Raw genomic sequence first — 24,266 nt, forward strand, 5'->3', positions numbered from 1 at the left:
GCCGCCACCGGTCGCCGGCGGGGCCGATGCCGCCGGCGCGGACCGCCGGCCGATCGGGCCGCAGCGCATCGAGCCGACCGAGACGCGCACTCGCAGCCGCCGGCCACTGTTGCTCGCGATCGGCGCGGTGATCCTGGTGGTCGCCGCCGGGCTGGGCTACTGGGCGTATACCGCGTTGAGCACCAACTCGACCGACAACCGGATCCGCGACGCGGTGACCACCTATGCCGACGGCCTGCAGAACGGTGACCTGGCGACGGTGCGGTCCGGCACCTGTGGTGATCTCGAGCAGTTCTACGCCGGGCTGAGCGACAGCGACTTCGCCGCGGTGCGCGACGCGGGCGTTCGGGACGGGTCGATCCCGCGGATCGATTCGATCGACGCGATCCGTCTCGACACCCCGGACAGCGCGATCGTCGCGGTCACGGTCTCGACGGATCAGGAAACGACCGGCACCACCCGCACCTTCGATCTCAATCTCGTCGACGGCCAGTGGAAGGTCTGCGGATGACGATCGATCTCCCGCAGCCGCGATAACGCGCACGGCGGCGTGCACCGCCGGAAGGCAGTGCACGCCGCCGCTTCACGCGTGCGCGGAACCGATCAGGCGGAGATGGAACGCCCGGCGGAACGCAGGTCGTTACAGGCCTCCACGACGCGGGTCGACATCGAGGCCTCGGCCAGCTTGGTCCAGCCGCGCGGGTCGTAGGCCTTCTTGTTGCCCACGTCGCCGTCGACCTTCAGCACGCCGTCGTAGTTGCTGAACATGTGGCCGGCGATCGGACGGGTGTAGGCGTACTGGGTGTCGGTGTCGACGTTCATCTTCACGACGCCGTAGCGCAGCGAATCGTCGATCTCCGACTTCAGCGAGCCCGATCCGCCGTGGAAGACGAAGTCGAACGGCTTGGCGTCGGCATCCAGACCCAGGCGGGCGGCCGCGACGCGCTGCCCCTCGGCGAGCACCTCCGGACGCAGGACCACGTTGCCCGGCTTGTAGACGCCGTGCACATTGCCGAAGGTGGCGGCCAGCAGATAGCGCCCCTTCTCGCCGGAGCCGAGCGCGTCGACGGTCTTCTCGAAGTCCTCGGGCGAGGTGTAGAGCTTCTCGTCGATCTCGGCCTCGACACCGTCCTCCTCGCCACCGACGACGCCGATTTCGACCTCGAGGATGATGCGGGCGGCCGAGGTCAGGTCGAGCAGCTCACGGGCGATCTCGAGGTTCTCGTCGATCGGCACGGCCGAGCCGTCCCACATATGGGACTGGAACAGCGGGTTGCCGCCGGCCTCGACCCGCGCGCGGGAGATCTCCAGCAGCGGGCGGACGTAGGTATCGAGCTTGTCCTTCGGGCAGTGATCGGTGTGCAGCGCGATCGTGACGCCGTACTTCTCGGCGACGACGTGCGCGAACTCGGCCAGCGCCACCGCGCCGGTCACCATGTCCTTGATTCCCAGACCGGAGCCGAACTCGGCCCCACCGGTGGAGAACTGGATGATTCCGTCGCTACCGGCGTCGGCGAAACCCTTGATCGCGGCGTTGATGGTCGACGACGAGGTGCAGTTGATGGCCGGGAACGCGTACCCGCCGGCCTTCGCCCGGTCGAGCATCTCGGCATATACCTCGGGTGTTGCGATGGGCACGGTGGACAACCTCCGTTTCGTGGGCGGTCCCCAGCGAGCCGACGCGACCGACGGTATGGCGCGCGGCGACGGCAGGGGCGTCCCGGGTTCAACAGGACTCACCTCGCAGTATGTCAATCGCCGCAGCGTTTCGCGCCGCCCCGGGGGAACCGGTTCGGCGCGATCGATCACACCGAGCGATCGATCGCACTGTTCGGACAAATCGGACATCGCCTGATCCGTCGATCATCGCTGCCGGCAAGCCCGCGTATTCTCGGCTCGTGATCGAACTCTTGGCGCAGTCCGCCTCGACCGACCCCACCGTCGTCCCGGCGCTGCTTCCGGGATTCCTCGACCCGGTGAATCTGATCAACTCGTTCGGCACCTGGACGCTGGCCGGCATCCTGATCGTCGTCTTCATCGAGTCCGGGCTGCTGTTCCCGCTGCTGCCGGGCGACTCGCTGCTGTTCACGGCGGGTCTGATCGCCGCGAACAAGTCGGCCGAGGTCGAGCCGTTCGCGCCGCTGTGGGTGCTGCTGGTGACCATCCCGATCGCCGCCTTCCTCGGCGATCAGGCCGGCTACTGGATCGGCCGCAAGGGCGGGCTGGCGCTGTTCAAGAGCAACGACGCGAAGTTCTTCAAGAAGGCGTACATCGACGAGTCGCACGCCTTCTTCGAGAAGCACGGCCCGATCACCATCGTGCTGGCCCGTTTCGTGCCGATCGTGCGCACCTACGCGCCGGTTGTCGCCGGCGCCTCGCAGATGCGCTACTCGATCTTCCTGACCTACAACGTCGTCGGCGCGGTGCTCTGGGGCGCGGGTGTCACCACGCTGGGCTACCTGCTCGGGCAGATCGGCCTCATCCGCGACAACGTCGACATCATCTTCCTGATCATCGTGGCCGTCTCGGTGATCCCGATCGCCGTCGAGGTGCTCAAGAAGGTGATCGCGGCGCGCCGCCTGCCGGTCGCCGAGGCGATCGACGCCTTCGACGGCACCATCGACGGGACGATGCGTCAGAACCCGCCGCGCCCGGGCGCCGAGACCTCCGAGGCGACCACCGGCCCGATCGGCCCGGACTCCGGCCGGCACTGAGCTCCGCTACCTCCGCTCACCGATTCGGGGAGTTTCGCGTCCACCCGGTGGACTCGGAACTCCCCGAACCCGTTTCCGGGGGGTCGGGGGCCGGTGGAGTTGGGGTTGCGTTAGAGCAAGCGGTTGCGCAGCGAATCGATGATCGAGGCGGCGGAGCTCTTCTCCGCGCCGGCATCGGCGGGCACATCGGGGGCGATCGCGGCGGCGGCCTCCATCAGCATCCAGCCGCCCAACTGCACCGACAGGTCGCGTTCGGCGGCCTCGGACGGCGTCACCGTACCGGCGTGGAAGGAGCCGACCGCCGAACCGGAGGTCGGCAGCGTCGCGGGCGCGGTCCAGTCCCGCCCGAACAGCGGCAACCCCTCGATCTGCAGCCGGTTGTCCCAGGCGTGCTCCGCGGTGGTCAGCACGATATGGGCGGCGACCGCGCGGGCCCGCTCGGTCTGCGCGTCGTGGCCGGGCAGGGTGCGCGCCACCAGAGCCAGGTAGCGGGCCAGGATGCCGTTGAACAGGCCGCCATCGCCCCCACCGCCGCCGGTGATCACCGAGTCCTCGCAGAGCTCCCGGTCGACCGCGTCGACCAGGGCGCGGACGCGCTCGACGTGCCGGTCGTCGCCGACCGCGATCGCCAATTCGGTCTCCGCGCCGAGCACGACGCCCTGGCAGTAGGAGTAGAACTTCCGCTCCAGGGAGCCGTCGGCGTGGATCCCGTCGAACATCAGTCCGGTCTCGGGATCGCGCAGGGTCTCGTGCATCCAGTCGACCATCGCCTCGGCGCGCCAGACGCGGCCGGTGCGGGCCAGCAGGATCGCCGCCGGGCCATTGGCGGGAACGTTGAAGAAGGCCTGATCGGGCCGCCGATAGGTGCGCCAGGGCAGAGCGCCGACCACCGGGTTGAAGCCGACCATCAGCCGGTCCTCGAGCGCGGTGATCGCGCTGCGATTGTCGATCGCCAGGTCCTGCTGGGCGCGCTGCAGCGCCAATCCCAGCCAGGCCATGTCGTCGTAGTAGGCGTTGGTCCAGCGGCCCATATTGCGCATGCGGACGCTGCGGGTGAGCCGGGCGACGCGCCGCCGACCGCGACCGTCCGCCGATCGCAGCGCCGCGTCGATACAACAGTCGATCAGGTGGGCCTGCCACCAGTAGTGCCAGCGCAGATAGCCGCGTTCGCGGCGGACCGCCGGCCAGCCGACAACCCCCAACGCCGTACCCGGTACGCCCCACAGCCGACGGACGTGTCGCGTGGTGATCGCCTGCTCGGCCAGGTCCGCGCGGGCCGCCCAGGATTCGTGCATAGCAAGATCATCCCACCCGAACGGTCGGCTCCACCCGGTGACCGTCACCACGCCGCTCCGAGGTCCGCGTGCTGGCGGATCCAGGCGTGCATCGCGATCCCCGCGGCGACCCCGGCGTTGATGCTGCGGGTCGATCCGTACTGGGCGATCGACAACGTGCCCACACAGATTTCCGCGGCCTCGGCCGACAATCCGGGTCCTTCCTGTCCGAAGATCAGCAGACAGTCGCGCGGCAGTTGCGCCGACTCGATCGGGCGCGAGCCGGGCACATTGTCGATGCCGATCACGGTCAACGCGTGATCGCGGGCATGCCGCGCGAGGGTCTGCACCGAGTCGTGATGGCGCAGATGTTGGTAGCGGTCGGTGACCATCGCCCCACGCCGGTTCCACCGACGCCGCCCCACGATGTGCACGGTCGCGACGGCGAAGGCGTTGGCGGTGCGCACGACGGTGCCGATGTTCGCGTCGTGCTCGAAGTTCTCGATCGCGATCTCCAGCGGGTGCCGGCGCGCGTCGATATCGGCGATGATCGCGTCCATACGCCAATACCGGTAGGCGTCAACGACATTGCGGCGATCACCGTTCTCCAACAGGTCCGGATCCAGGCGCGGATCGGTCGGTGGTGGCGTGCCGAACTCCGCCAGCCACGGACCGAGGCCGTGCCGCTGGTCGCCCCATTCGGAGGGCCCTGGTTCCTCGCGCACCCCACGATCCTATCGTTGCTCGATCATATTGGTCCGCAGGGACATTCGTCACACCCAAGTCGGACCGGAGAATCGTCGACGGGCCACGAAACGGCCGTCCGGTAGGAAAACCGTTCGGCCGACCGACAATCAGTGGCGCGCGAGGCGCTTGTTGACCGCGCGGGTCAGCCAGGCGGGAGAGAACCGGGCCCCGGCCGCGGCGAGGTGCGCCTGTCGGCCGACCGCATAGTGCACCCGATGCAGCAGCCGGTCGGATGTCGACGGCGTGCACGCCGCCAGGATCTGCTCGACGACGTCGTCGGCGGTCAGCCGGATGCCCAGGGTGCTCACCGTGCCGGTGGCCAGGTCCCTGGTCATCGCGGTGCGCACGAACAGCGGCCAGATCGCCCGCACCCGAATCCCCTGCGGGGCCCATTCGAGTTCGATCGCCTCGGTCAGCCCGCGCACCGCGAATTTGGTGGCGCTGTAGACGGCCAGTTCGGCCTGGCCGTAGATCGCCGACGCCGAGCACAGGTTGATCACCGTCGCGCCGGGGGTGGCCCGCAACTCGTCGTAGGCCGCGAGGCAGCCGTTGATCACGCCGCTGACGTTGATGTCGACCATGCGCTGGTAGTCCGCGGCGGTGTGTTCGACGAAGCTGCCGCCGATCAGGACGCCCGCGTTGTTGATCAGGATCGTCAACCCGCCGGCCTCGACGGCGAACTGCTTGATCGCCTCGGCGAAGGCGTCCGCATCACGGACGTCGAGCCGCCCGGAGATCGCCCGCCCACCGGACCCGACGATCTCCTCGGCCAGGGCCTGCACCCCGGTCTCGTCGACGTCGTAGGCGCCGACGATGTAACCGCGGCGCGCGAACGCCAGGGCGGTCTGCCGGCCGATCCCGGCCGCTGCGCCGGTGATGAACACACTCGCTGGGCTCACCCCATCATGTTAGGGGACGTTTGCCATTTCGTGGGACCATTCGTCGCGGATACCTCGGCGGCCGACCGACCGGCCGCACGACGCCGAGATACCAACCGATAGCGCCGATTACGGGGCGACGGGCGCGTCGTCGGCCAATGATGGCCGGACCAATAGGTACTGGGCGCCGGCGTAGGTGGCCAATACGAAGGCCTCGAGGAGGCGGGCGGTCCGGGAGCGGGGATCGGCGGCGCCGGCGGCGCCCAGCATGCGCCGGATCAGCACGGTGGTGTCCGAGACGGTGAACAGTCGGCCGCCGAGCGCGGTCCGCCCACCGACCGCATCGGCGGCAGCACCGGCGCCGCCGAGCAGGGCGCCGTAGCCGATCAGCACGGGGGCCGGGGTCGGCAAACGCCGGGCGGTCACCGTCGAGGCGATCGACCAGGCGACCGCCCGCGGCACGACCTGCGCGGCGCCGGGCACCGCACCGGTGCGGTGTGCCCGCAGCCACCAGCAGACCTGCATGACCGCGAAGCAGGACGCCCCGCGACGCAGGGCGGCGTCGTCGTCGACATCGATCATGTGCACGTCGCCGGCGGTGGCCGCGGCCAGTCCGACCGCCAGCAATCCGGCGTCGACCCGGTCGGCGCGCCGATCCGCGTCGCTCAACTCACCGAGGGCGAGCAGCGGCATCAGCAGCGGCTTGGCCACCAACTGCGTCCGGCGGTCGTGTCGGCCGCCCGCTACGACGGTGACGCCGGCCGCCACCAGGTAGGCGAGGTCGCACCACCGCCGCCGAGCACGCGCGTCCATATCGAGGATCAGTGCTCGAGGATCAGACGGTCGGCTCGAGGTCGAGATCGGCGAGGTTGAGCAGGGAGCGGTATTCGAGCCCCCGCTGCGCGATGACCTCGGCGGCTCCGGTCGCCCGATCGACGACGGTCGCCACGCCGACGACGATCGCGCCGGCCTCGGTGAGCGCATCGGCCGCGGTGAGTGGCGAGTTGCCGGTGGTGGTGGTGTCCTCGACGACCAGCACCCGGCGACCGGTGACGTCGGGCCCTTCGATCCGACGTTGCAGACCGTGCGCCTTGGCGGCCTTGCGGACGACGAAGGCGTCGACCGGTCGACCGGCGGCGTGCAGGACGGCGAGCGCGACCGGGTCGGCGCCCATCGTCAGCCCACCGACCGCGTCGAAGTCCCAGTCCGAGACGAGGTCGCGCATCAGAAACCCGATCAGCGGCGCCGCCCGGTGGTGCAGTGTGACCCGCCGCAGATCGACGTAGTAGTCGGCCTGCTTACCCGACGACAGGGTCACCGCTCCGCGCACCACCGCCAGCTCGCCTACCAGGGCAGCGAGGTCGGAGCGTGCGGAATCGATCGCCACCGACATATCGAATTCTCCCTGCAATAGCGTCTGTACTCCTATGTCCACATATCGGGACTGATCGTCGACTCAGAAGAGTCGGCCCGACACCCAATTCGTCAGCACCGGCGGAAGCAGTTTGCCGGACATCACGAGAATCTTGTAGCGGGTGTTGGGAATACTAACGACCGCTCCGCGCTCGAGATCGCTCAAGGATGCCGTCACGACGTCGTCGGGGTTCAGGATCGCCTTGGGTGGGACCGCGTCGGTGGACGCGCCACCGCGCTCGTGGAACTCGGTGTCGACGAAGCCCGGGCAGAGCGCCTGGATGCGAACGCCGGTGCCGTGCAGCTCCGAGGCGAGCGCCTGGGTGAATCCGGAGACGTACGACTTGGTGCCGGCATAGGACCCACCCCTGCCGGGGAAGAACGCCGCGATGCTCGCCACGTTGATGATCGAACCGCTGCCGGCCCGGACCATCGCGGGCAGCGCCGCATGGGTCAGCGCCATCACCGCGGTGACGTTGACGTCGATCTGCCGTTCGAGGACCGCGAGGTCCTGCTCCCAGAAGGTCCCATTGGACATGCCGCCGGCGTTGTTGACCAGCACGTCGACCCCGGCGGCAAGCCGGTCCGCGACGGTGGCACGCCCCTCGGGGGTGGCCAGGTCGACGACCAGGATCTCCGAGCGGGTGCCCTGCGCGTCGGCCACCTCCTGCGCCAACGCCTTCAACCGTTCGGCGTCGCGGGCACAAAGAACCAGGTCATAGCCGTCTGCGGCGAGTCGGCGCGCGAAGGACCGGCCGATGCCGGAAGTTGGACCAGTGACCAAGGCGACCGGTCTGTTGTCAGTCGTGGGAGGCACCAGCACATCTTTGTCTGTACCCCGCGACCACGAACTAGCGGGGTCGCCTTTCGCCGGTATCCGGGCGCTCGGACGGGGTCACCCCGGTCCGTGTCGGCAGGTCGGAGCGGCGGTCGACACCCGGAGCCGGACGGTACGTCGGGCGGTCCCAGCCACGGTCGTCCGCGCCTTCCGGGGACCGCGGGGCCGCCGGCCACCCGCCCTGCTCGGCGCCGCGTTCCACGGGTGGGCGCTCGACGGACGGCCGCTCGAACGGGGCACGTTCGACCCGACCGCGCTCGATCCGACCGCGCTCGATCGGTCCCCGCTGGAGCGGGCCGCGCTCCATCGGGCCACGTTCCATCGGGCCACGTTCCATCGGGCCACGTTCCATCGGGCCACGCTCGAGCGGACCGCGCTCGACGGGTCCCGGTTCCGACAACGGACCGCGTCCGAACGGGCCGGGCCCGAACGGCCGATCGCCGCCGCGTTCCATCAGACCGGTCGGCCGCAGGGCGAGCGCCGCGTCCGCCGGGCGTGCGGGCTCGCCCGGGCCCGTCGACGGCGGCAGCACACGCAGCAGCCCGGACAGCCGGGCAACCGTCTCGATCGCGGTATCCCACTGCTGGGCGTCGGACTCGTAGGGGATGGTCCCGAGGGTCCAGGGCCCCTCGCTCCACAGCAGATCGACAAAGGACGGAACCGAGTCGATGAACGCCGCCATCCGGTTGTCACAGACGCGGCGAGCGATATCCGGGTCGGACGTGTAGATCACCCGATCGCCGAACCGGCCCAGCAGCGCCAGCCGATCCGACCGCGGCGGCGTGCCGTCGGCCGGACGCAGGTCGACGTCGACATCCGATCCCTGTGGGCGACGGACCGCCACCAGGGTGGCCGAGTCGTCGACGTCGAGCAGGATGAACCGCTCACCGCGACGCCGACCGCGCACGATGTCGCGACCCGGCAGGAACCGCAGCTTCGACATCGCCGCCCCGGACCAGCGGCCGGGAAGGTCCTCGTCGTAGTCGGTGTACTGGTAGCCGCGTGCCTGCGCCCACTCGGTGCGCTCGGATCGGGCCATATCGCGCCGTCGCCGATCGACGACGATCAGCGCGGCCGCTCCCGCCGCACAGATCACCGCCAGGGCGAACCAAAGTACCGTCATCAACCGACTGCCATCTCGCTTCTCGATCTGCCGCCCGCCGGAGTCTAGTTTCCGCCTCCGGGGATGCGGGTGCTGACGATTCGGGTGGCGGTGGTCTGACCGTTCTGGACCGGGCTTCCCTCGATCACGACCTGCTCGCCGACCGCCAGGTCGCCGAGCGCCGCCGCGTTGATGCCGAGGATCTCGGTCTGCGGGGTGATCAGGACCGTCACCGGCCCGGTCAGACCGTTGACGACGATCGAGGAGTCGCCCATCGACTGGATACTGCCGATCGTGACACCACTGCTGCCGATCGCCTCACCGAGATCGGGCAGGCTCTCGAGCCCCGGAATCTGAGGCAACTCTATCGACGGCAGCGGGATCTGCAGGTTCGGGTTGGTGGTGGCGGGCGGCGCTGTCGTCGGCGCCGTGGTGACGGGGGCGGGCGGCGCCGAAGTCTGCCCGGCGGCGGTATCGGAGGAGCCGCCCGTCGCCTGCAGCCCCCAGGCCAGCAGACCGAGCAGGAACAACAGGACGAGAACCGCCACCGCGATCAGCACATTGCGGCCGGTCTTGCGGCGGCCGCCGCCGGGCGTCGGCTGCGGGGATGGTGCGCCGTTCGGGGGCGGCCCGTAGCCTCCCGAACCGGGCACCTGGCCGTAGCCGGCGGTGCTCTCCTGGTACGTCGAGGTGTTCTGCCCGTAGCTATTCGCCCCGTACGCGTTCGCACCGGGGGCGTTCTGCCCGTAGGTAGTGGTCCAGGCGCCGGTGGCCGGATACTGCACGGTCGGCGGATGTTTCGGCGCGCCCTGCTGGGTGCCGGTGGCGCTGTAGGCGGCGGTCGGGTCCGCGCCATGGGAAGGTGAACCGCCGTAGGAGGGGCCTGCGCCGTAACCGGGGGCTCCGCCGTAGGCGACGGTCGGATCCGCGCCCTGCGGGCCGCCGTAGGCCGTGGTGCGGTCCGCGTCGCCCCCGACTCGGCGCGTCCGATCGTCGCCGAACCAGTGGGTCTGATCGTCATCCACCCGCCGCGTCTCGTCGTCCCGCCCCGCCCACGCCCGGGTTTCGGCGTCGTGATCGGCTCGGGGGTCACGAGGTGTGCTCATCGCTCCAGTATGCCCGGGCGGATTCCCGGGTCGGTCGTCGCCGGGACACAGGTCGGCCCCGACCAGGGCATTGGTCGGGGCCGACATGTGAGCGCGACCGGATCGCGTTCTGCGGGTGATCGAAACGTCAGCCGCGGGCGAGCTCGAGCGCCGAACCGTCCTCGGTGACGCCGACCGCGACGGTGTCACCGTCGACGATGTCGCCGCCCAGCAGCAACTTGGCGAGCTGGTCGCCGATCGCCTGCTGGATCAGCCGGCGCAGCGGCCGGGCGCCGTACTGCGGGTCGTAGCCGCGCACCGCCAGCCACATCCGGGCACCGGGGGTCACCTCGAGGGTCAACCGCCGCGCCGCGAGCCGCTTCTGCAGCAGCCCCAGCTGGATGTCGACGATGTTGACCAGCTCGTCCTCGGTGAGGGCGTGGAAGTTGACCACGTCGTCGAGGCGGTTGATGAACTCCGGCTTGAAGTGCCGCTTCACCGCGGCCTCGATCTGCTCCTCGGTGCCGCCGGCGCCCAGGTTGGAGGTCAGGATCAGCACCGTATTGCGGAAGTCGACCGTGCGGCCCTGGCCATCGGTCAGCCGACCCTCGTCGAGCACGGCGAGCAGGATGTCGAAGACGTCCTGGTGCGCCTTCTCGACCTCGTCGAACAGCACGACGGTGTACGGGCGCCGACGCACCGCTTCGGTGAGCTGGCCGCCCTGGTCGTAGCCGACGTATCCGGGTGGGGCACCGACCAGGCGGGCGACGGAGTGCTTCTCCGAGTACTCGCTCATGTCGATGCGGACCATGGCCCGCTCGTCGTCGAAGAGGAACTCGGCGAGCGCCTTGGCCAGCTCGGTCTTGCCGACACCGGTCGGTCCCAGGAACAGGAACGACCCGATCGGGCGGTTGGGGTCGGCGACCCCGGCCCGCGAGCGACGCACGGCGTCGGAGACCGCCTCGACGGCCTTCGACTGGCCGACGACGCGGCTGCCGATCTCGTCCTCCATCCGCAGCAGCTTGGCGGTTTCGCCCTCGAGCATGCGGCCCGCGGGGATTCCGGTCCAGGCGGAGACCACGTCCGCGACGTCGTCGGGACCGACCTCCTCCTTGAGCATCACCGGGTCCTGGCTCGCCTCGACGGCGGTCTGCTCGGCGAGCTGCTTCTCGATCGCGGGGATGCGGCCGTAGCGCAGTTCGGACGCCTTGCCCAGGTCACCGTCGCGTTCGGCGCGATCCTCCTCGCCGCGCAGCGACTCGAGCTGCTCCTTCAGTTCGCGGATCTTGTCGATCGCGCCCTTCTCGTTCTGCCAGCGCGCGGTCAGCTCCGAGAGCTGTTCGCGCGAATCGGCCAATTCCTGCCGCAGCTTCTCGAGGCGGGTCTTCGACGCGGCGTCGGTCTCCTTCTCGAGCGCCATCTCCTCGATCTCGAGCCGGCGCACGGCCCGCTCGACCTGGTCGATCTCGACCGGGCGGGAGTCGATCTCCATGCGCAGCCGCGAGGCGGCCTCGTCGACGAGGTCGATCGCCTTGTCCGGCAGGAACCGGGAGGTGATGTACCGATCGGAGAGGGTCGCGGCGGCGACGAGCGCGGAGTCGGTGATGCGCACGCCGTGGTGCACCTCGTACCGCTCCTTGAGTCCGCGCAGGATGCCGACGGTGTCCTCGACCGAGGGTTCGCCGACGTAGACCTGCTGGAAGCGGCGCTCCAGGGCCGGGTCCTTCTCGATGTACTTGCGGTACTCGTCGAGGGTGGTGGCGCCGACCAGGCGCAGCTCACCACGGGCGAGCAGCGGCTTGATCATGTTGCCGGCGTCCATCGCCGAGTCGCCGGAGGCTCCGGCGCCGACGATGGTGTGCAGCTCGTCGATGAAGGTGATGATCTGCCCGGAGGCGCCCTTGATCTCGTCGAGAACGGCCTTCAGGCGCTCCTCGAACTCGCCGCGGTACTTCGCGCCGGCGACCATCGAGCCCAGGTCGAGCGAGATGACGGTCTTGCCGCGCAACGATTCGGGGACGTCGCCCGCGACAACGCGCTGGGCGAGGCCCTCGACGATGGCGGTCTTGCCGACGCCGGGTTCACCGATCAGCACCGGGTTGTTCTTGGTGCGGCGGCTCAGGACCTGCACGACGCGGCGGATCTCGGTGTCGCGGCCGACGACCGGGTCGAGCTTGCCCTCACGGGCGCGCGCGGTCAGGTCGGTCGAGTACTTCTCGAGCGCCTGGAAGGTCGATTCGGGGTCCGCGGAGGTGACGCGGGCGCTGCCGCGGACCTTCACGAAGGCCTCCTGCAGGGCTTCGGCGGAGGCGCCGTGGCCGGTCAGCAGCTTGGAGACATCGCTGTCCCCCTTGGCGAGGCCGTAGAGCAGGTGCTCGGTGGAGACGAACTCGTCGTTCATCTCGGTGGCCAGATTCTGGGCGGCGGTGATCGCGGCGAGCGAGTCGCGGCTCAGCTGCGGCTGGGAGCTGGTGTTGCTCACCTGCGGCAGGCGCTCGACCAGCGCCTTCGCCTCCCGGTCCACCGCGGCCGGGTCGACCCCGACGGCGGACAGCAACGGGCGGGTAATGCCGTCGGTCTGCTCCAGCAATGCCGACAACAGGTGCGCCGGCTTGATCTCCGGATTCCGATTGGTCGTCGCCAATTGCAGCGCAGCGCTCAGTGCCTGCTGCGTCTTGGTGGTGGGGGTGAAGGACTCCACCTCATCTCCTCATGCTCGTTCGTATCTCTGTTGGTCATACGCCTGCGCCGACGGCTACGGCCACCCGGCCGCGCCGCCGAGACGTCGACGGTCACCAGATCCAACACTCATGATACTTGAGTCTATTCCGCTCAACTTCAACAATCTTGTCGGCCCGCAACCTGCTCGGGTGTCCCGCGGCCTGTGGCCACAGCCCAGAGAACCGCCGAAATAGACGTCATTCGTGCGGTTTGTTATCGCGTCCGAGACCCCAAGAGAGCCTGTCCACGTGCTATTTTCTTGCTCACCCAACGGCAGTGGCAGAGCGGGGTTCAATGAAAGCATTTGTCAACCCGTATACCTTTGTGGCCACAGCGATTCAGGTGAATCCCGCGGCCCCGGCTGGCCACGAACAACTCGGAGACGATCGATTCTCCGGAACCCTCGGACTTCACATCAAAGCCCGCTCCCCACTTCTATTGGGCGCTGTTCAGGGCAGCGGATCGCAACCTCCGGTCGATCATGCGGGGATGATATTCACACCCGGGTCGGCGCTGCACGGCGCGGTTCGTGCCGTCCACGAGACGCTCACCGGAAGCTGCATGCGCGTGATCGATCTGGACTACGTTCCGGTACACCGCGAGCACGCCAGCACCAAGGTGACGAATGGCCTTCGGTTCGCACGGGTCTCCGGAGTGGACGCCGAATCGGGGCGACCGACACTGGTCGATATCGCCGAGAGTTCCGCCGACGCGAACAACCCCTCCGTCGCCTGGTTCCCGTACGCGTGCCTGGAAAAGGCCTTCGGGGGGCCCGTCCATTCCGGTTCCCGATTCACAGTCCTCAACGGGACGTTCGGCGGTACCCCCGCCCGCCGAACCTTGACAGCAGGTTCGATCCAGCCGGCGGCCCCGGATGATTCCGACGCCTGGCAGATCCTGCTGACCGATACCGCGGCGCGCAATCCGGACAAGCCGGTGTACTTCGCGGCCGGAAGAAACTTCACCAGCGACGCTGTGGTCACCGAGCAGGCCTGGGCCGAATACCTCACCCATGCGGCCGGCGCCGACGATCTGCGCAAGGCCCGACTGTCCACCGACGAGTTCGCTCCGGTGTTCTGGCCGCCCGCCGACAAGAACTGCTCCCACCCCGACGAGAACTGCGGGCACCACATCGGCTACCGGTATCGGGTGCGGAAGGCGATGGGCAAGGGCCAACCGGTCTGGGTCAGACTCGGGACCGGGGTCGGCGGCCGGCAGGTCGTCACCGAGATCAAGCCGTCCTATCTGTGGCGCACCATCGGATCGACGACCATTCGGGAGCGGCTTCCGAAAGACCTGCAGCCGTGCACCGATCCCGCCGCATTGTGCCCCGCGTGCAGGCTGTTCGGCAGTGCCGACGTGACCGTCCGCGAAGATGATGCCGCCGCCCGACAGAACTCCTATCGGGGGCACATTTCGTTTTCCGACGTACGCGTCGTGGACGAGCCCAAGACACGCGAGTGGAAATTGGCGCCGTTGCTGAATCCCCGCCCCAGCGCGGGCCAGTTCTACCTCGACCACTCGGCGCTGCCCGATACGGAAGCATATGGACGCAGCGGCGAAAAGCCACTGTCGTACTGGGGATCACGAGCCGATCCCCGAAACAATCCGCGACCGATCCGCGGCCGCAAGTTCTACCGGCGCACAAAGAAACCGCACGAAGGCATCACCCCGCGCGGGCAGGCCCGCGACCACCACAGCGAAGCGGTAGGGGCAGCGACGGTCACCCTTCTGGAGACCTGGACGACGCTCGACGCGACGATCAGCTTCGACAACATCAGTCTCGCGGAACTGGGAGGACTCATCGCGGCCGCACAACCCGAACTCCTCTTTCGAGGAGACCACCCGAAGCAGCGTAACCAGAAGATCGTCACCTCGCTCGGCGGTGGAAAACCTTTCGGGTTCGGCGCGATAGAGACCACGGTGTCGATCGCTCGGATCGACACTGCCGAATCCCGCTATCTGGGTGCACCAGCCGCAGCCGAGATACCCATCGCTGCCGCGATCGACGCCTTCACGGAATCGACCGACGTATCACTGCGTGATTCCGTATGGCCGCAGCTGAAGGCGGTCCTGGACATCACTGCGGTGGAGAACGAAGACGTTTGGTACCCGCCGGGGACGGGCACCAAAGGCACCAAGGACTACGACGACGGGTTCGCCTTCTGGAATCAATCGTCCGGACGTTCCACCGACGACGGGACTCGCCGCCAGGCGTACCGCATCACCGGGCCACCCGAGGCCACCGCCACCGACCAGACGATCCCCAATCCACCTCCTTCGGAGACGAAGAAGTAGCCATAGGTAGCGAAGGACAAGCAGGGGTGTCGAACAAGAAGAGCAAGAGCGGCCGGAGCCGATCCGGAGCCGCGCAACCCTCCCAGTCCCGCCAGGAACGCCAGCAGCGTTACCGCGAGGCAGCGGCCCGTGACCGCACGCGAACCACCGGCGAACCCACGCAGGAGGCGACGACAGTTGCGGATCGTCAGTTCCTCGATGTCGGCGTCGTTCGGGTGCAGAGCTATCTGACCCGCAGTGGCTCCGATCTGCGGGGGTTCCGCGGTGCGTCCGTTCGGTTGTCCGAGGCCACCAGCGAGCAATTCTGGACCGAGCGGCTGCCGGACGGTGCCCACTGGAACAAGGAAGCCGGCGACGTCGACGGAGTTGTCTCCCTGGAACTGCGGCCGGATGCCGAACCGGATGCCGTCGCGGCCGAGGTTGCCTCGGTACTTCGGGCGGAGCTTCCGGCCGCCGGTATCACCGCCGTTCACGGCACCGGAGCCAGCTATATCGAGGCATACCGCGAGATGGTGGACCGCCGTGACCGCGGTGAGCTGATCGTCGACTCGCCGGCGCCGATTCGGCACGTGGTGCTCGCCAAGCCGTGTGATCGATGCATGTCCTGGCCGGCGGTGGGGCTGATCGCCGCTACCAGTGACAATCCCACGGTCGACAACACCCGCGAGGGGTGCATCGACTGCAGGCGGCGGTATATCGACGGGACCAAGGGAGACGCAGACTCCTGGCGCCCGCGGGCCGAGGGCGTATTACGGAAAGATCTTGCGGCCCATAACGAAGCCCCCTGCCCGGGCTTCCCGGATGACTTCGAGGAGCTCGGCAACGGCGACCACATCGCCCTGGTCTACGCGGACGGCAATCGCATCGGCGACTTCGTCACACAAGCTCAGCGCAAGGGGGTCCCGAAGTCGGATATCGCCGTGGGGATCACCCACGGCACCCGGAAGGCATTGGCGGCGGCGGCGAGCGAGGTCCTGACCGCCGCCGGCACCAACAGCAAGGGCAAGGTCCCGGTGCTGCCGCATCTGATCGGTGGTGATGACGTCCACATCAGTGTTCCCGCCGCGCAGGCATGGCGATTCGTGGCCGCCCTCCTGGGCGGGTTTCCCGACTCGGTCAAGCGCCAGTTCGACAAACCGCTCCCCGCCCCCACCATCTCGGCCGGCGTGATCTTCTTCCACCACACAACACCTTTCGTCGATGTCGTCGACGCTGCGGCACGTGAGCTCCGGCGCGCTAAGACCTCCGGCCTGGGGCAGACGTCCTCGGTGTCGTTTCTCGATCTGGTGGCCGATGGCTTCGACCCGCCGGCCGAACGGATCTGCCCCCGATCCGAAGATCTCACACGGTGGCAGCCCGGGCTGACCGAACTGGTGGTGGGTACCGCGACATCGCATCGAGCTCTGCTGCTCGATCTGCTGCGTCGAAACAAGTTCGAAGAGGCCGAAGACCGCATGCGGGCGGCCGATACCCGGGCGCTGTTCCAGCAGCTCGAAGACCAGGGACTGTCCGTCCGCAATCAACTCGATATCGCACGCTGGTGGCCCACAACATGATTGACGAGATTGGCTTCACCATCACCTTCCACACCCCGTTTCGGGTCGGCACCACATCCGGCCGGGACGGCGTCGACATCACCGTCGACCGCGAGGAACCGCTCGGCGCAGACCATCTCAAGGGTCTGATGAGATATGCCGCGCAGCACGTGCTCGATCTCCCCGCCGAAGTATTCGGGGCGGTATTCGGTAGTCCCGGAACACCATCCCCGTGGGCGTGGACGGCCGCAGCCGCGCCCGGCGGCAACTGGGGCGAGCTCGGCGCGGGGCATCGCATTGAAATCGACGAGGTCACTCACGCTGTTCGCGAGGACCACCTGGTCCTCGGCGAATATCTTCACCCGACTCGGGCCGAGTTCACCGTCAGCAGGCATCGGTACCTGGAGCCGGCCGACGTCGAGACACATACGGTGATCCTGCGGTGCGCCGGCGCCGCAGTCCACGGGCTGGGCGGTTGGCGGCGGCGAGGGCTCGGATGGGTGGGCATCACCCCGGCCTTCCCGGTGACCGCGGACGACGTTCGGATCCTTCGCGACCTGACAGGAGCGGCAGATGGCCACGCTCGAACTTGATCTCGTGCAGCGCGCCCACCTCGGCACCGGTCCGCGCTCCAATTTCCGACAGGCCACCTTCGAACACATCCCGGGCAGCGTGGTGCGCGGCGCGTTCGCGGCGGTGTGGTTGGCCCGCAACGGGGAAGCGACCGGCGCCGCTCGACCGGAGTTCCTCACGCTTTTCGAGGGCGGCGTCACCTACGGCCCGCTCTTTTCCGGTAGACCTCCCACTCCCCTGTCCCTGCGCATCCACAAGTACCCGCCCACCGACAAGTGCCGGTCCACCTACTGGGACGCCGCCAGTCCCGAGCCCACCTGGGTTCGACAGCACAGGTGCCCGATGGAGTACGCAAAGTCGGATTCCGATCCTCTCCGTCGACACGGCGCGGCGGCCGCGAGCAGACCGCGAACGATCAACAGGTCTCATGTCGCCATCGGGTCCGACGGTGTGGCGGCGGATGGACGTCTTTTTGTTCGCGAGGATCTCGTACCGACCACGTTCCGCGGTCGCATCGAGGGTCCCGATGATGCTCTCGAGAAGCTCCGCGAGCTGGGATCGATCAGGATCGGCGGCCGGCGGACCACCCGCGGGCTCGCCACGGTCTCCTTGACGTCGTCCGACTACCGGCCGGTGGCGGCCATCGATTCGAATACCTTTGTGATCAGACTCATCTCACCCGCGATCCTGGTCGATGACGACGGGGCGCCGGCAGTGGAACCACAACCATGGGAGCTCAAACGGCTCCTCGGTGTCGACGCAACCGTCGTTAGGAGATGGACGCGGTGGACCGAGGTGGGCGGCTGGCATGCCGCCAGCGGTCTACCCAAGCACACCGACGCGGCGGTCGACGTCGGTTCGACCTACCTGATCAAAACGGCCGAGCCGTTCGATCCGAGTCGTCTCGCCGGCTTGTCGGCCGGACTGGGACTGCGCCGCCATGAGGGTTTCGGCGCCGTGGGCGGCCCGGAAGCCGACCCGGCCGGGTGGACCGCATGACCGACCACTGGGGACGAATCATCGTGCGTCTCACGACACTCGAACCCGGCGGGATCGGCGCCCCGGGCCCGGTGGCCGATGACAAAGGTGTACACGTTCCGCTCCAGCGGCGGGGCGGGGCACTTCACCTTCCGCCGACGACCGTCGCCGGCTCCCTTCGGGCGCATGTACGTGCCCGACGCGGACCCGACGCCGCGGTGCGCCTCTTCGGGAAAATCGGCGACGACGCAAAAGACCGGGCTGCGGTAAGTCGCGTCGGCGTCCTGGACACCCGCATGGTTCCCGCTGCGGACAACGGCGATACCGAGACGCGGACGGGGACCGCCCACGACCGTATACGTGGCGCGGCGGCAAACCAGACTCTCCGCACCATGGAGGTGGCATCAGCAGGAAGCTCCTGGGATATCTACCTGTCGTACGAGGTGGCCCCCGGCACGACGCCCGCAGCCGACGAGTGGCCCGAGCTTCTCGAGGACATCGCCTGCTGGGCACCGCTTCTGGGCCGCGGGGTCACCATCGGGCGCGGCCGGACCTACGTCAGCGATATGTTCGCGGGTACACTCGACCTCTCCGACAGCAAGAATCTCCTGACCTTCCTTACCCACCACGGGCCCGATCTGGCAGCTGCCGTCGTCACCCGATACGCGGTCCCGGGAAACCCACCGCCCCCGCTGACACCTCGGCACGAACTCGCCTGCACGATAACCCAGGCCACACATGTCGGGTCGGGTGAGACCTACACGGCACCCGGCGGGGCACCGAACGGATCCACATCCGAAGGCGCCCCGCCGAACCTGGACGATGACCAGCATCAGGTCGCCGCCGTTATGCAGAGCGCCGGAGTACCGATAGTGCCGGGATCATCGTTGAAGGGCGTCATGCGCTCCCGAATCGAGTACATCCTGCGCAGCGTCAAGAGCACACCGATGCCATGTATAGACCAGAGCTGCGGAGACTGCTTCACCTGTCGGGTCTTCGGCTTCTCCGGTCGCAAGAACACCAACGGCGACCCAACCAGGCAGGCGCGCGGCAGAATTCGGTTCGAGGACGCGCCCATCACCGGCGCCACCACCACCCGGACACACGCACCGATAGACCGCTTCACCGGTGGCGTTGCCCAGCAGACGCGGCTGCGTGACAATGACGACTCCATGAGGGCCACCCGAGAACAGTTCGGCCTGCTGCATACGCGGGAGGTTGTCGAGTACGGCACCTTCGCCATCCGGCTGATCGATCTCGGCCTCGACGGAGACGACGCGCTGCTTTCCGCCCTCCTGCGACTGGCGATCGAGGACTTCAACGACGGCCTCGTCGGCATCGGTGGGAGCACAACTCGCGGCTACGGCCGAGTGTTTATCGAAACATCCACTTTGCCGGAGCTTTCCGACGCGCAAGCGACACTGGCGAGGCATGTCGGGGCCGGAGGAACCATATGATCACAACTTGGGCCGACGCTCGGACGCAGCTCAGCGGCGCTACCTGCCTCTGGCAGGATCTCGACGGGCTTCACCGCGCCGATCCGCCTGCGGACGCGCCGGCCACCTCGATCCTCTGGGCCTGGTGGCCGGACGGACGAGTCGCTCGACTGCGGATCGACGGAGACGATGTCTGGTACGCGCAGGATCGCTGGGACAAAGGGCGTCGGGATACAACCATCGCCTGGGCCGCAGACGATGGACGGATAGCCGGTGTGCGCGTGGCCGATCCGGCCACTGAGCCCGCAGCGGTCGTCGATGAACAATTCGATGTCCTGACCCGCGGCCGCCTCACCTACATCGTTCCGACCGCGGTTGCCGCACGGTCGCAGTCAGCCGAGTAGTCCCAATCAGCCACTTTGCCACAGATAGCCGAGCCGTATACGACCGAGCAAGCACCCGTCGGCCGAGATCCCAGAAGCAGCCCAGCTTCCCGCTACTCCTGCGGTACGGTCCAGCGTCGACCATCGCACATCGTTGTACGCCTGGTTCGCCACTAGCGGATTGAATCGACCCACCGGCGAGTGGTGCGAGAGGTCTTCATCGCGCCCCGAGCCGGAATCAACCCAGCACGTCCCCGGTATGCAATCCGGCTGCGCCGAGAGTTCTTTCGAAATCCACTTCCAACGCATGGGCTCGGCGTCCATGCACGATGAGATTCTTCATGTCGTCCGCCGACAGGCCGCGGGACGATCGCCGACCGTCTGCCGATCATCCGCAACCTGCGGCCTCCAACCAGGCTTTGAGTATCGAAGCACCCGACCGACTCATCCGCTACGCTGACGTGGATTCCCGGCATCCACGCGTGGGCCTGGGGGCGACGCGGTCAAGTCCGCAAGCTCATCTCTGACGAGTCGAGGTCATAGAAATCTGAAGACCCGCTGGCAGCGACGGGCGTCTTCAGCACGTTGGGTGGGTGCGCAAGGCCGGAAGCCGTCCCGTCAACACTCGCCGAGCGGCTCTGGTCGACAATGACGTCGCGCTACCGGAAGAGTCTCCGATTCCGGCGGAACGCCGTGGCGCTCCTCGGTGGCCGCGCGCAGGGCGTCCCGGCGCTTCTGGGCGTCGGCGAAGCGGCGGGCGTCGACATCGTTGTCGATCGGGCGCGGAGGAACGGGGACGGGGCGGCCGGACTCGTCGACGGCGACCATCGTGAAGTAGGAGCTGTTGGTGTGCCGCTTGGTCCGCTCGCGGATCGTCTCGGTGTCCACCCGAATCCCGATCTCCATCGAGGTGCGGCCGGTGTAGTTGACCGAGGCGGAGAAGGTGACCAGTTCGCCAACGTGGATCGCGTCGCGGAAGAGCACCCGGTCGACCGAGAGGGTGACCGCGTAGGTCCCGGCGTACCGGCTCGCGCAGGCGTAGGCGACCTGGTCGAGCAGCTTGAGCAGGCTGCCACCGTGCACATTGCCCGAGAAGTTGGCCATATCGGGAGTCATCAGCACCGTCATGTACAGCGTGGTCGGGCGGTCGGCGGGCACGGCCTCCTCGGTCGTCACGGCTGATTCCTCCAGGGGTCGTCGGTCGCCGTCGGCAGGACCAACCTTGCCGTATCGCCCCCGCCGGGGCGCGCCGAACCCGGCATACCTACCCGACCAGATTGATCACCAGGTTGATCGTGCAGGCGATGACCACGGTGCCGTAGATATAGCTCAGCAGGCAGTGCTTGAGGACGTGCTTGCGCACATCCGACTCGGTGACGGCGGTATCCGATACCTGGTAGGTCATCCCGAGGTTGAACGAGAAGTAGTAGAAGTCGACGTACCGGGGTAGCTGCTCGTCGTTGAAGTCGATCCCACCCGGCGTGCCCTGGTAGTAGACGCGCGCATATCGCGCGGTGTACATCGTGTGCAGCATCGCCCACGTCGACAGGATCGCCAGCAGGGCCAGCGCGGCGTAGGCCTCCTTCTGCTGCTCCTGGGCCGACAGCAGCAGCACGCCGATCGCGGTGAGACTGCCGATCAGGATCAGCACCAGAGTCAGATCGCTCACCTCGTCACCGACATCGGCGTTGCCGGCGTGCTTCCCGGTATTGGCGGCGTCCATCGGCCACAGGGTCAGCAACGCCCACAGCACGTTGACCAGGGCGGCGAGAATGACCACCGACAGCAGGCCGACCTGCCATCGGTCGGTCAGCAGCCAGGCGACGATACCGCCCAGCAGCCCGATGATCAGCCCGCCCCGAAATCGGTTGTCACCCGATGTGACCAGTCGCGAAACCATGCCGACCCCTGCCGCCGTCGGAGCCGCTCGTCGACTCCCTCCCGATATTCGATCAGGTGGTTCACCCCCGGCGGCGAATGTGCGGAATCCGCGTGTGGGCCCGGGCGAATGCTCCCGAATACATGTGTTGACGCAACGCGAGCTCACCGAATCGGAGGTAAAACCACACGCGCGCTAGGCTGGGTTCGGTCGGCGGGTTTCCCGCCCTACCGGGTCGTTCGGTGTGACGTTCTCGGACATCTCGACGATGGGACGCGATCAAAGGACGCCGTCTGTGGACATGCCACTGAAGCTCGAAATGCCGCTGGTCCTCGATCCGCGCGCGATCGCCTGCGTCCATTCGGGATGGCAGGAGATCAAGGCGCGCGAGGACGGCTCCGACCGATTCGCGGCGGTCTTCTACGCCCAACTGTTCACGGCCTATCCACAGTTGCGGACGCTGTTCCCGGCCGGGATGAGCGACCAGCGGATGGATCTGATGCGCGCGCTCGACTTCGTCGTCGACCGTCTCGAGGAGCCGGACCCGGTGATCCGGTTCCTCCATCAGCTCGGGCGCGACCATCTGCGTTACGGGATCCGCGGCGCCCACTTCGCGGCAGCCGGGGCCGCGCTTCTCGCCGCGGTGCGCGATTCGATGACCGAGCGGTCGTGGACGCCGGAGGCGGAGGCGGCGTGGCGACGGATGATCGCCGGACTGGTCACGGTGATGGCCGGCGGCGCCGACAGCGAGGAGTTGCCGCCCTACTGGACCGCCACCGTCGTCGACCACATCCGGGTGCTCGGCGACCTGGCGATCGTGCGACTGCAGGCGGACAACCAGATCTTCTACGAGCCGGGCCAGTACGTCAGCGTGCAGATCCCGCAGCGGCCGCGGCTGTGGCGATATCTGTCCCCGGCGATCCCGTGCAACGACCGGGGTGAACTCGAATTCCACATCCGCCGGGTTTCCGGTGGGTGGGTCTCCCCCGCGATCATCTCGACGACCGCGATCGGCGACCGCTGGCTGATCGGGCCCCCGCTCGGCGCGCTGCAGGTGGACCGGGAGAGCGGCGAGGACGTGCTGATGGTCTCCAGCGGGACCGGCCTGGCCCCGTTGCGCAGCCTGCTGATCGACATGTCCCGCTACGGGCGCAATCCGCGCGTGCATCTATTCGCGGGCGGCGAGTATCCCTGCGATCTCTACGACCTCGAGACGCTGCACCAGTTGGCGATGACCAACCCGTGGCTGACGATCGTGCCGGTCCTGGAGAACGAGCACGACCCGTGGTGGCATACCGGTCCCCCGACGCCGCCCGTACCGGTCGGCATGCATTCGGTGCTCTACGGCCAGATCGGGCGGGTCGTGTCGAGCTTCGGCACCTGGGCCGACCGGAACATCCTGATCAGCGGTTCACCGTCGATGATCCGCACGACGATCTACTCGCTGGTGCACGGCGGCACCCCGCGCGAGCGGATCATGCACGACCCGCTCCCCTGATCCGCTGGAGGCGTCAGCCCTCGGCGGCCGCGGCGCGCGCGGCGATGCGGGCCTGCACCTCGGGGCGGCGCAGCGGCGGCACGGTGGTCGGCGGCTGCCGGCGGGGAGGGAGCTCACCGAGCAGCTCGTTGGTGGCCGCGGTGATCTTCGCGACCGCGGTCTCGAAGGCCTCCTCGTTGGCGGCGGAGACCTTGGTGATCCCGCTGATCTTGCGGACGTACTGTCGGGCGGCCGCCTCGACCTCGTCGGGGGTGGCGGCCGGTTCGAGTCCCCGAAGAATGGTGATGTTGCGACACATGCCGTCCACGGTAGACCCGGATACCGACGATCACCCGCGATCGGGCGCCCACCGGGGCATCCTCAGGTCGGCGGGTACCCGGTCCGGATCATCGTGTTCGGGCAGCAGGTCGACGGCGGCCGCGGCCATATAGGTGTGCAGGTCGGCGCGCACCTCCGGCGGCAGCCCGATATCGGCCGCGGCGGCGTCGAAGGCGTCGACGAAGGCGTCCCGGTACGGCTGCGCGGGGCAGCCCTCGCCGAGGTGGATGCGCATCAGCGTGCTCTGCGAGCCACCCGCCCCGGTGTAGAGGGGCGGGCCGCCGAAGACCTCCGCGAGGTAGGCGGCCATACGTTCGTTGTGGTCGGGGCGATTCTCCGGGCGGGTGAACGGATGCGCGATCAACGGGTTCTCCAGGCAGCGCCGGTGCAGGGCCGCCGCGAGATCCCGCAGCCCCGGCAGTTCCCCCACCGTTCGGTACCAGTCGCTCGGCCGGTCGGATCGGGTCATCCCTCCACGGTGGCACCCCCGGCCGCCCCTGTCTTGTACCGAAACGAACCCCTACCCCGGCCCATCGCCACCGCTCACCGCCACCCACCGCCGGCCACCGGCCGCCCGCCGCCCGCCTGCCGCCGAC

22 protein-coding genes and 2 pseudogenes are annotated in these 24,266 nt (G+C 68.2%); 10 read left to right on the forward strand and 14 right to left on the reverse strand.

All coding sequences use genetic code 11. The features are described 5' to 3' along the window. The coding region (locus MB1_RS26165) for an Rv0361 family membrane protein (protein ID WP_218000315.1) at positions 1 to 511 on the forward strand (511 nt) is incomplete at its 5' end. 92 nt (positions 512 to 603) lie between these two features. Here the strand turns inward: MB1_RS26165 and fbaA are convergent. Beyond that, positions 604 to 1,638: a class II fructose-bisphosphate aldolase gene (fbaA, locus tag MB1_RS24195; RefSeq protein WP_066913563.1), complete on the reverse strand. Its 1,035-nt coding sequence runs from the start codon at positions 1,636 to 1,638 to the stop codon at positions 604 to 606. A gap of 263 nt (positions 1,639 to 1,901) precedes the next feature. On the opposite strand from fbaA, the gene MB1_RS24205 reads away from it, so the two are divergent. Continuing rightward, the gene (locus tag MB1_RS24205; protein WP_174532003.1) at positions 1,902 to 2,714 is read left to right on the forward strand and encodes a DedA family protein; all 813 of its coding nucleotides are present in this window, start codon (positions 1,902 to 1,904) and stop codon (positions 2,712 to 2,714) included. Positions 2,715 to 2,824: 110 nt separating this feature from the next. On the opposite strand, the gene MB1_RS24210 is transcribed toward MB1_RS24205, so the two are convergent. The 6 genes from MB1_RS24210 to MB1_RS24235 form a co-directional block, all read right to left on the reverse strand. Then, complete coding sequence (locus tag MB1_RS24210; RefSeq protein ID WP_066913567.1) at positions 2,825 to 4,009, reverse strand: glycoside hydrolase family 76 protein; 1,185 nt, start codon at positions 4,007 to 4,009, stop codon at positions 2,825 to 2,827. Between the two features lie 44 nt (positions 4,010 to 4,053). Then, the gene (locus MB1_RS24215) at positions 4,054 to 4,713 is read right to left on the reverse strand and encodes a TrmH family RNA methyltransferase (protein WP_066913569.1); all 660 of its coding nucleotides are present in this window, start codon (positions 4,711 to 4,713) and stop codon (positions 4,054 to 4,056) included. A 129-nt stretch (positions 4,714 to 4,842) separates the two neighbouring features. Continuing rightward, the gene (locus MB1_RS24220) at positions 4,843 to 5,634 is read right to left on the reverse strand and encodes an SDR family oxidoreductase (RefSeq protein WP_174532002.1); all 792 of its coding nucleotides are present in this window, start codon (positions 5,632 to 5,634) and stop codon (positions 4,843 to 4,845) included. 108 nt (positions 5,635 to 5,742) lie between these two features. After that, the gene (locus MB1_RS24225) at positions 5,743 to 6,426 is read right to left on the reverse strand and encodes a lysoplasmalogenase family protein (protein ID WP_066913573.1); all 684 of its coding nucleotides are present in this window, start codon (positions 6,424 to 6,426) and stop codon (positions 5,743 to 5,745) included. Between the two features lie 22 nt (positions 6,427 to 6,448). Continuing rightward, the gene (gene pyrE, locus MB1_RS24230; RefSeq protein ID WP_066913575.1) at positions 6,449 to 7,006 is read right to left on the reverse strand and encodes an orotate phosphoribosyltransferase; all 558 of its coding nucleotides are present in this window, start codon (positions 7,004 to 7,006) and stop codon (positions 6,449 to 6,451) included. A 63-nt stretch (positions 7,007 to 7,069) separates the two neighbouring features. After that, entirely contained in the window at positions 7,070 to 7,846 is a 777-nt protein-coding gene (locus MB1_RS24235; protein WP_439646975.1) for an SDR family NAD(P)-dependent oxidoreductase, read from the reverse strand. On the opposite strand from MB1_RS24235, the pseudogene MB1_RS27070 reads away from it, so the two are divergent. Beyond that, a pseudogene (locus tag MB1_RS27070) lies at positions 7,785 to 8,210 on the forward strand (hypothetical protein); the annotation flags it as partial. The gene MB1_RS24235 and the pseudogene MB1_RS27070 sit on opposite strands and share 62 nt — an antisense overlap. A 174-nt stretch (positions 8,211 to 8,384) precedes the next feature. Here the strand turns inward: MB1_RS27070 and MB1_RS27075 are convergent. The 3 genes and pseudogenes from MB1_RS27075 to clpB form a co-directional block, all read right to left on the reverse strand. Beyond that, positions 8,385 to 8,987 (reverse strand): annotated as a pseudogene (locus tag MB1_RS27075) (TtfA family protein); the annotation flags it as partial. A gap of 44 nt (positions 8,988 to 9,031) precedes the next feature. Then, a complete protein-coding gene (locus tag MB1_RS24245; protein WP_157084376.1) occupies positions 9,032 to 10,072 on the reverse strand; it encodes a DUF5666 domain-containing protein in 1,041 nt (346 codons plus the stop codon). A 127-nt stretch (positions 10,073 to 10,199) separates the two neighbouring features. After that, a complete protein-coding gene (gene clpB, locus MB1_RS24250; RefSeq protein WP_066913579.1) occupies positions 10,200 to 12,752 on the reverse strand; it encodes an ATP-dependent chaperone ClpB in 2,553 nt (850 codons plus the stop codon). Between the two features lie 296 nt (positions 12,753 to 13,048). Here clpB and MB1_RS24255 point away from each other — a divergent pair, with 296 nt between their 5' ends. The 6 genes from MB1_RS24255 to MB1_RS24280 are packed head-to-tail and all read left to right on the forward strand — an operon-like array spanning position 13,049 to position 19,996. Beyond that, positions 13,049 to 15,070: an RAMP superfamily CRISPR-associated protein gene (locus MB1_RS24255; RefSeq protein ID WP_157084378.1), complete on the forward strand. Its 2,022-nt coding sequence runs from the start codon at positions 13,049 to 13,051 to the stop codon at positions 15,068 to 15,070. 26 nt (positions 15,071 to 15,096) lie between these two features. Next, positions 15,097 to 16,626, forward strand: a complete 1,530-nt coding sequence (locus MB1_RS24260; protein WP_066913583.1) for a Cas10/Cmr2 second palm domain-containing protein — start codon at positions 15,097 to 15,099, stop codon at positions 16,624 to 16,626. Next, positions 16,623 to 17,198, forward strand: coding sequence for a hypothetical protein (locus MB1_RS24265; RefSeq protein ID WP_066913585.1), 576 nt, complete (start codon positions 16,623 to 16,625; stop codon positions 17,196 to 17,198). The genes MB1_RS24260 and MB1_RS24265 overlap by 4 nt, the downstream gene beginning before the upstream one ends. Continuing rightward, a complete protein-coding gene (locus tag MB1_RS24270) occupies positions 17,179 to 18,177 on the forward strand; it encodes a type III-B CRISPR module-associated Cmr3 family protein (protein ID WP_066913587.1) in 999 nt (332 codons plus the stop codon). Before MB1_RS24265 ends, MB1_RS24270 begins: the two co-directional genes overlap by 20 nt. Next, entirely contained in the window at positions 18,174 to 19,613 is a 1,440-nt protein-coding gene (locus tag MB1_RS24275) for an RAMP superfamily CRISPR-associated protein (RefSeq protein ID WP_218000316.1), read from the forward strand. The genes MB1_RS24270 and MB1_RS24275 overlap by 4 nt, the downstream gene beginning before the upstream one ends. After that, positions 19,610 to 19,996 carry a hypothetical protein gene (locus MB1_RS24280; RefSeq protein ID WP_066913591.1) on the forward strand — a complete coding sequence of 129 codons (387 nt, stop codon included), beginning with the start codon at positions 19,610 to 19,612 and terminating at the stop codon, positions 19,994 to 19,996. Before MB1_RS24275 ends, MB1_RS24280 begins: the two co-directional genes overlap by 4 nt. 597 nt (positions 19,997 to 20,593) lie before the next feature. Here the strand turns inward: MB1_RS24280 and MB1_RS24285 are convergent. Beyond that, positions 20,594 to 21,103, reverse strand: coding sequence for an acyl-CoA thioesterase (locus MB1_RS24285; RefSeq protein WP_066913599.1), 510 nt, complete (start codon positions 21,101 to 21,103; stop codon positions 20,594 to 20,596). A gap of 136 nt (positions 21,104 to 21,239) precedes the next feature. Further along, entirely contained in the window at positions 21,240 to 21,875 is a 636-nt protein-coding gene (locus tag MB1_RS24290; RefSeq protein WP_066913593.1) for a DUF1345 domain-containing protein, read from the reverse strand. A 280-nt stretch (positions 21,876 to 22,155) separates the two neighbouring features. Between MB1_RS24290 and MB1_RS24295 the strand changes: the two genes are divergently transcribed. Next, positions 22,156 to 23,352: a globin domain-containing protein gene (locus MB1_RS24295; RefSeq protein ID WP_174532004.1), complete on the forward strand. Its 1,197-nt coding sequence runs from the start codon at positions 22,156 to 22,158 to the stop codon at positions 23,350 to 23,352. Positions 23,353 to 23,365: 13 nt separating this feature from the next. Here the strand turns inward: MB1_RS24295 and MB1_RS24300 are convergent, their stop codons facing one another. Beyond that, positions 23,366 to 23,650 (reverse strand): DUF2277 domain-containing protein, encoded by a 285-nt coding sequence (locus tag MB1_RS24300; RefSeq protein WP_066913604.1) that lies wholly within the window; start codon positions 23,648 to 23,650, stop codon positions 23,366 to 23,368. A gap of 30 nt (positions 23,651 to 23,680) precedes the next feature. Beyond that, the gene (locus tag MB1_RS24305) at positions 23,681 to 24,139 is read right to left on the reverse strand and encodes a globin domain-containing protein (RefSeq protein WP_084352629.1); all 459 of its coding nucleotides are present in this window, start codon (positions 24,137 to 24,139) and stop codon (positions 23,681 to 23,683) included. Positions 24,140 to 24,266: the final 127 nt, after the last annotated feature.

It is taken from the genome of Millisia brevis NBRC 105863 (assembly GCF_001552615.1).
GTDB classification, from domain to species: Bacteria; Actinomycetota; Actinomycetes; order Mycobacteriales; family Mycobacteriaceae; genus Millisia; species Millisia brevis.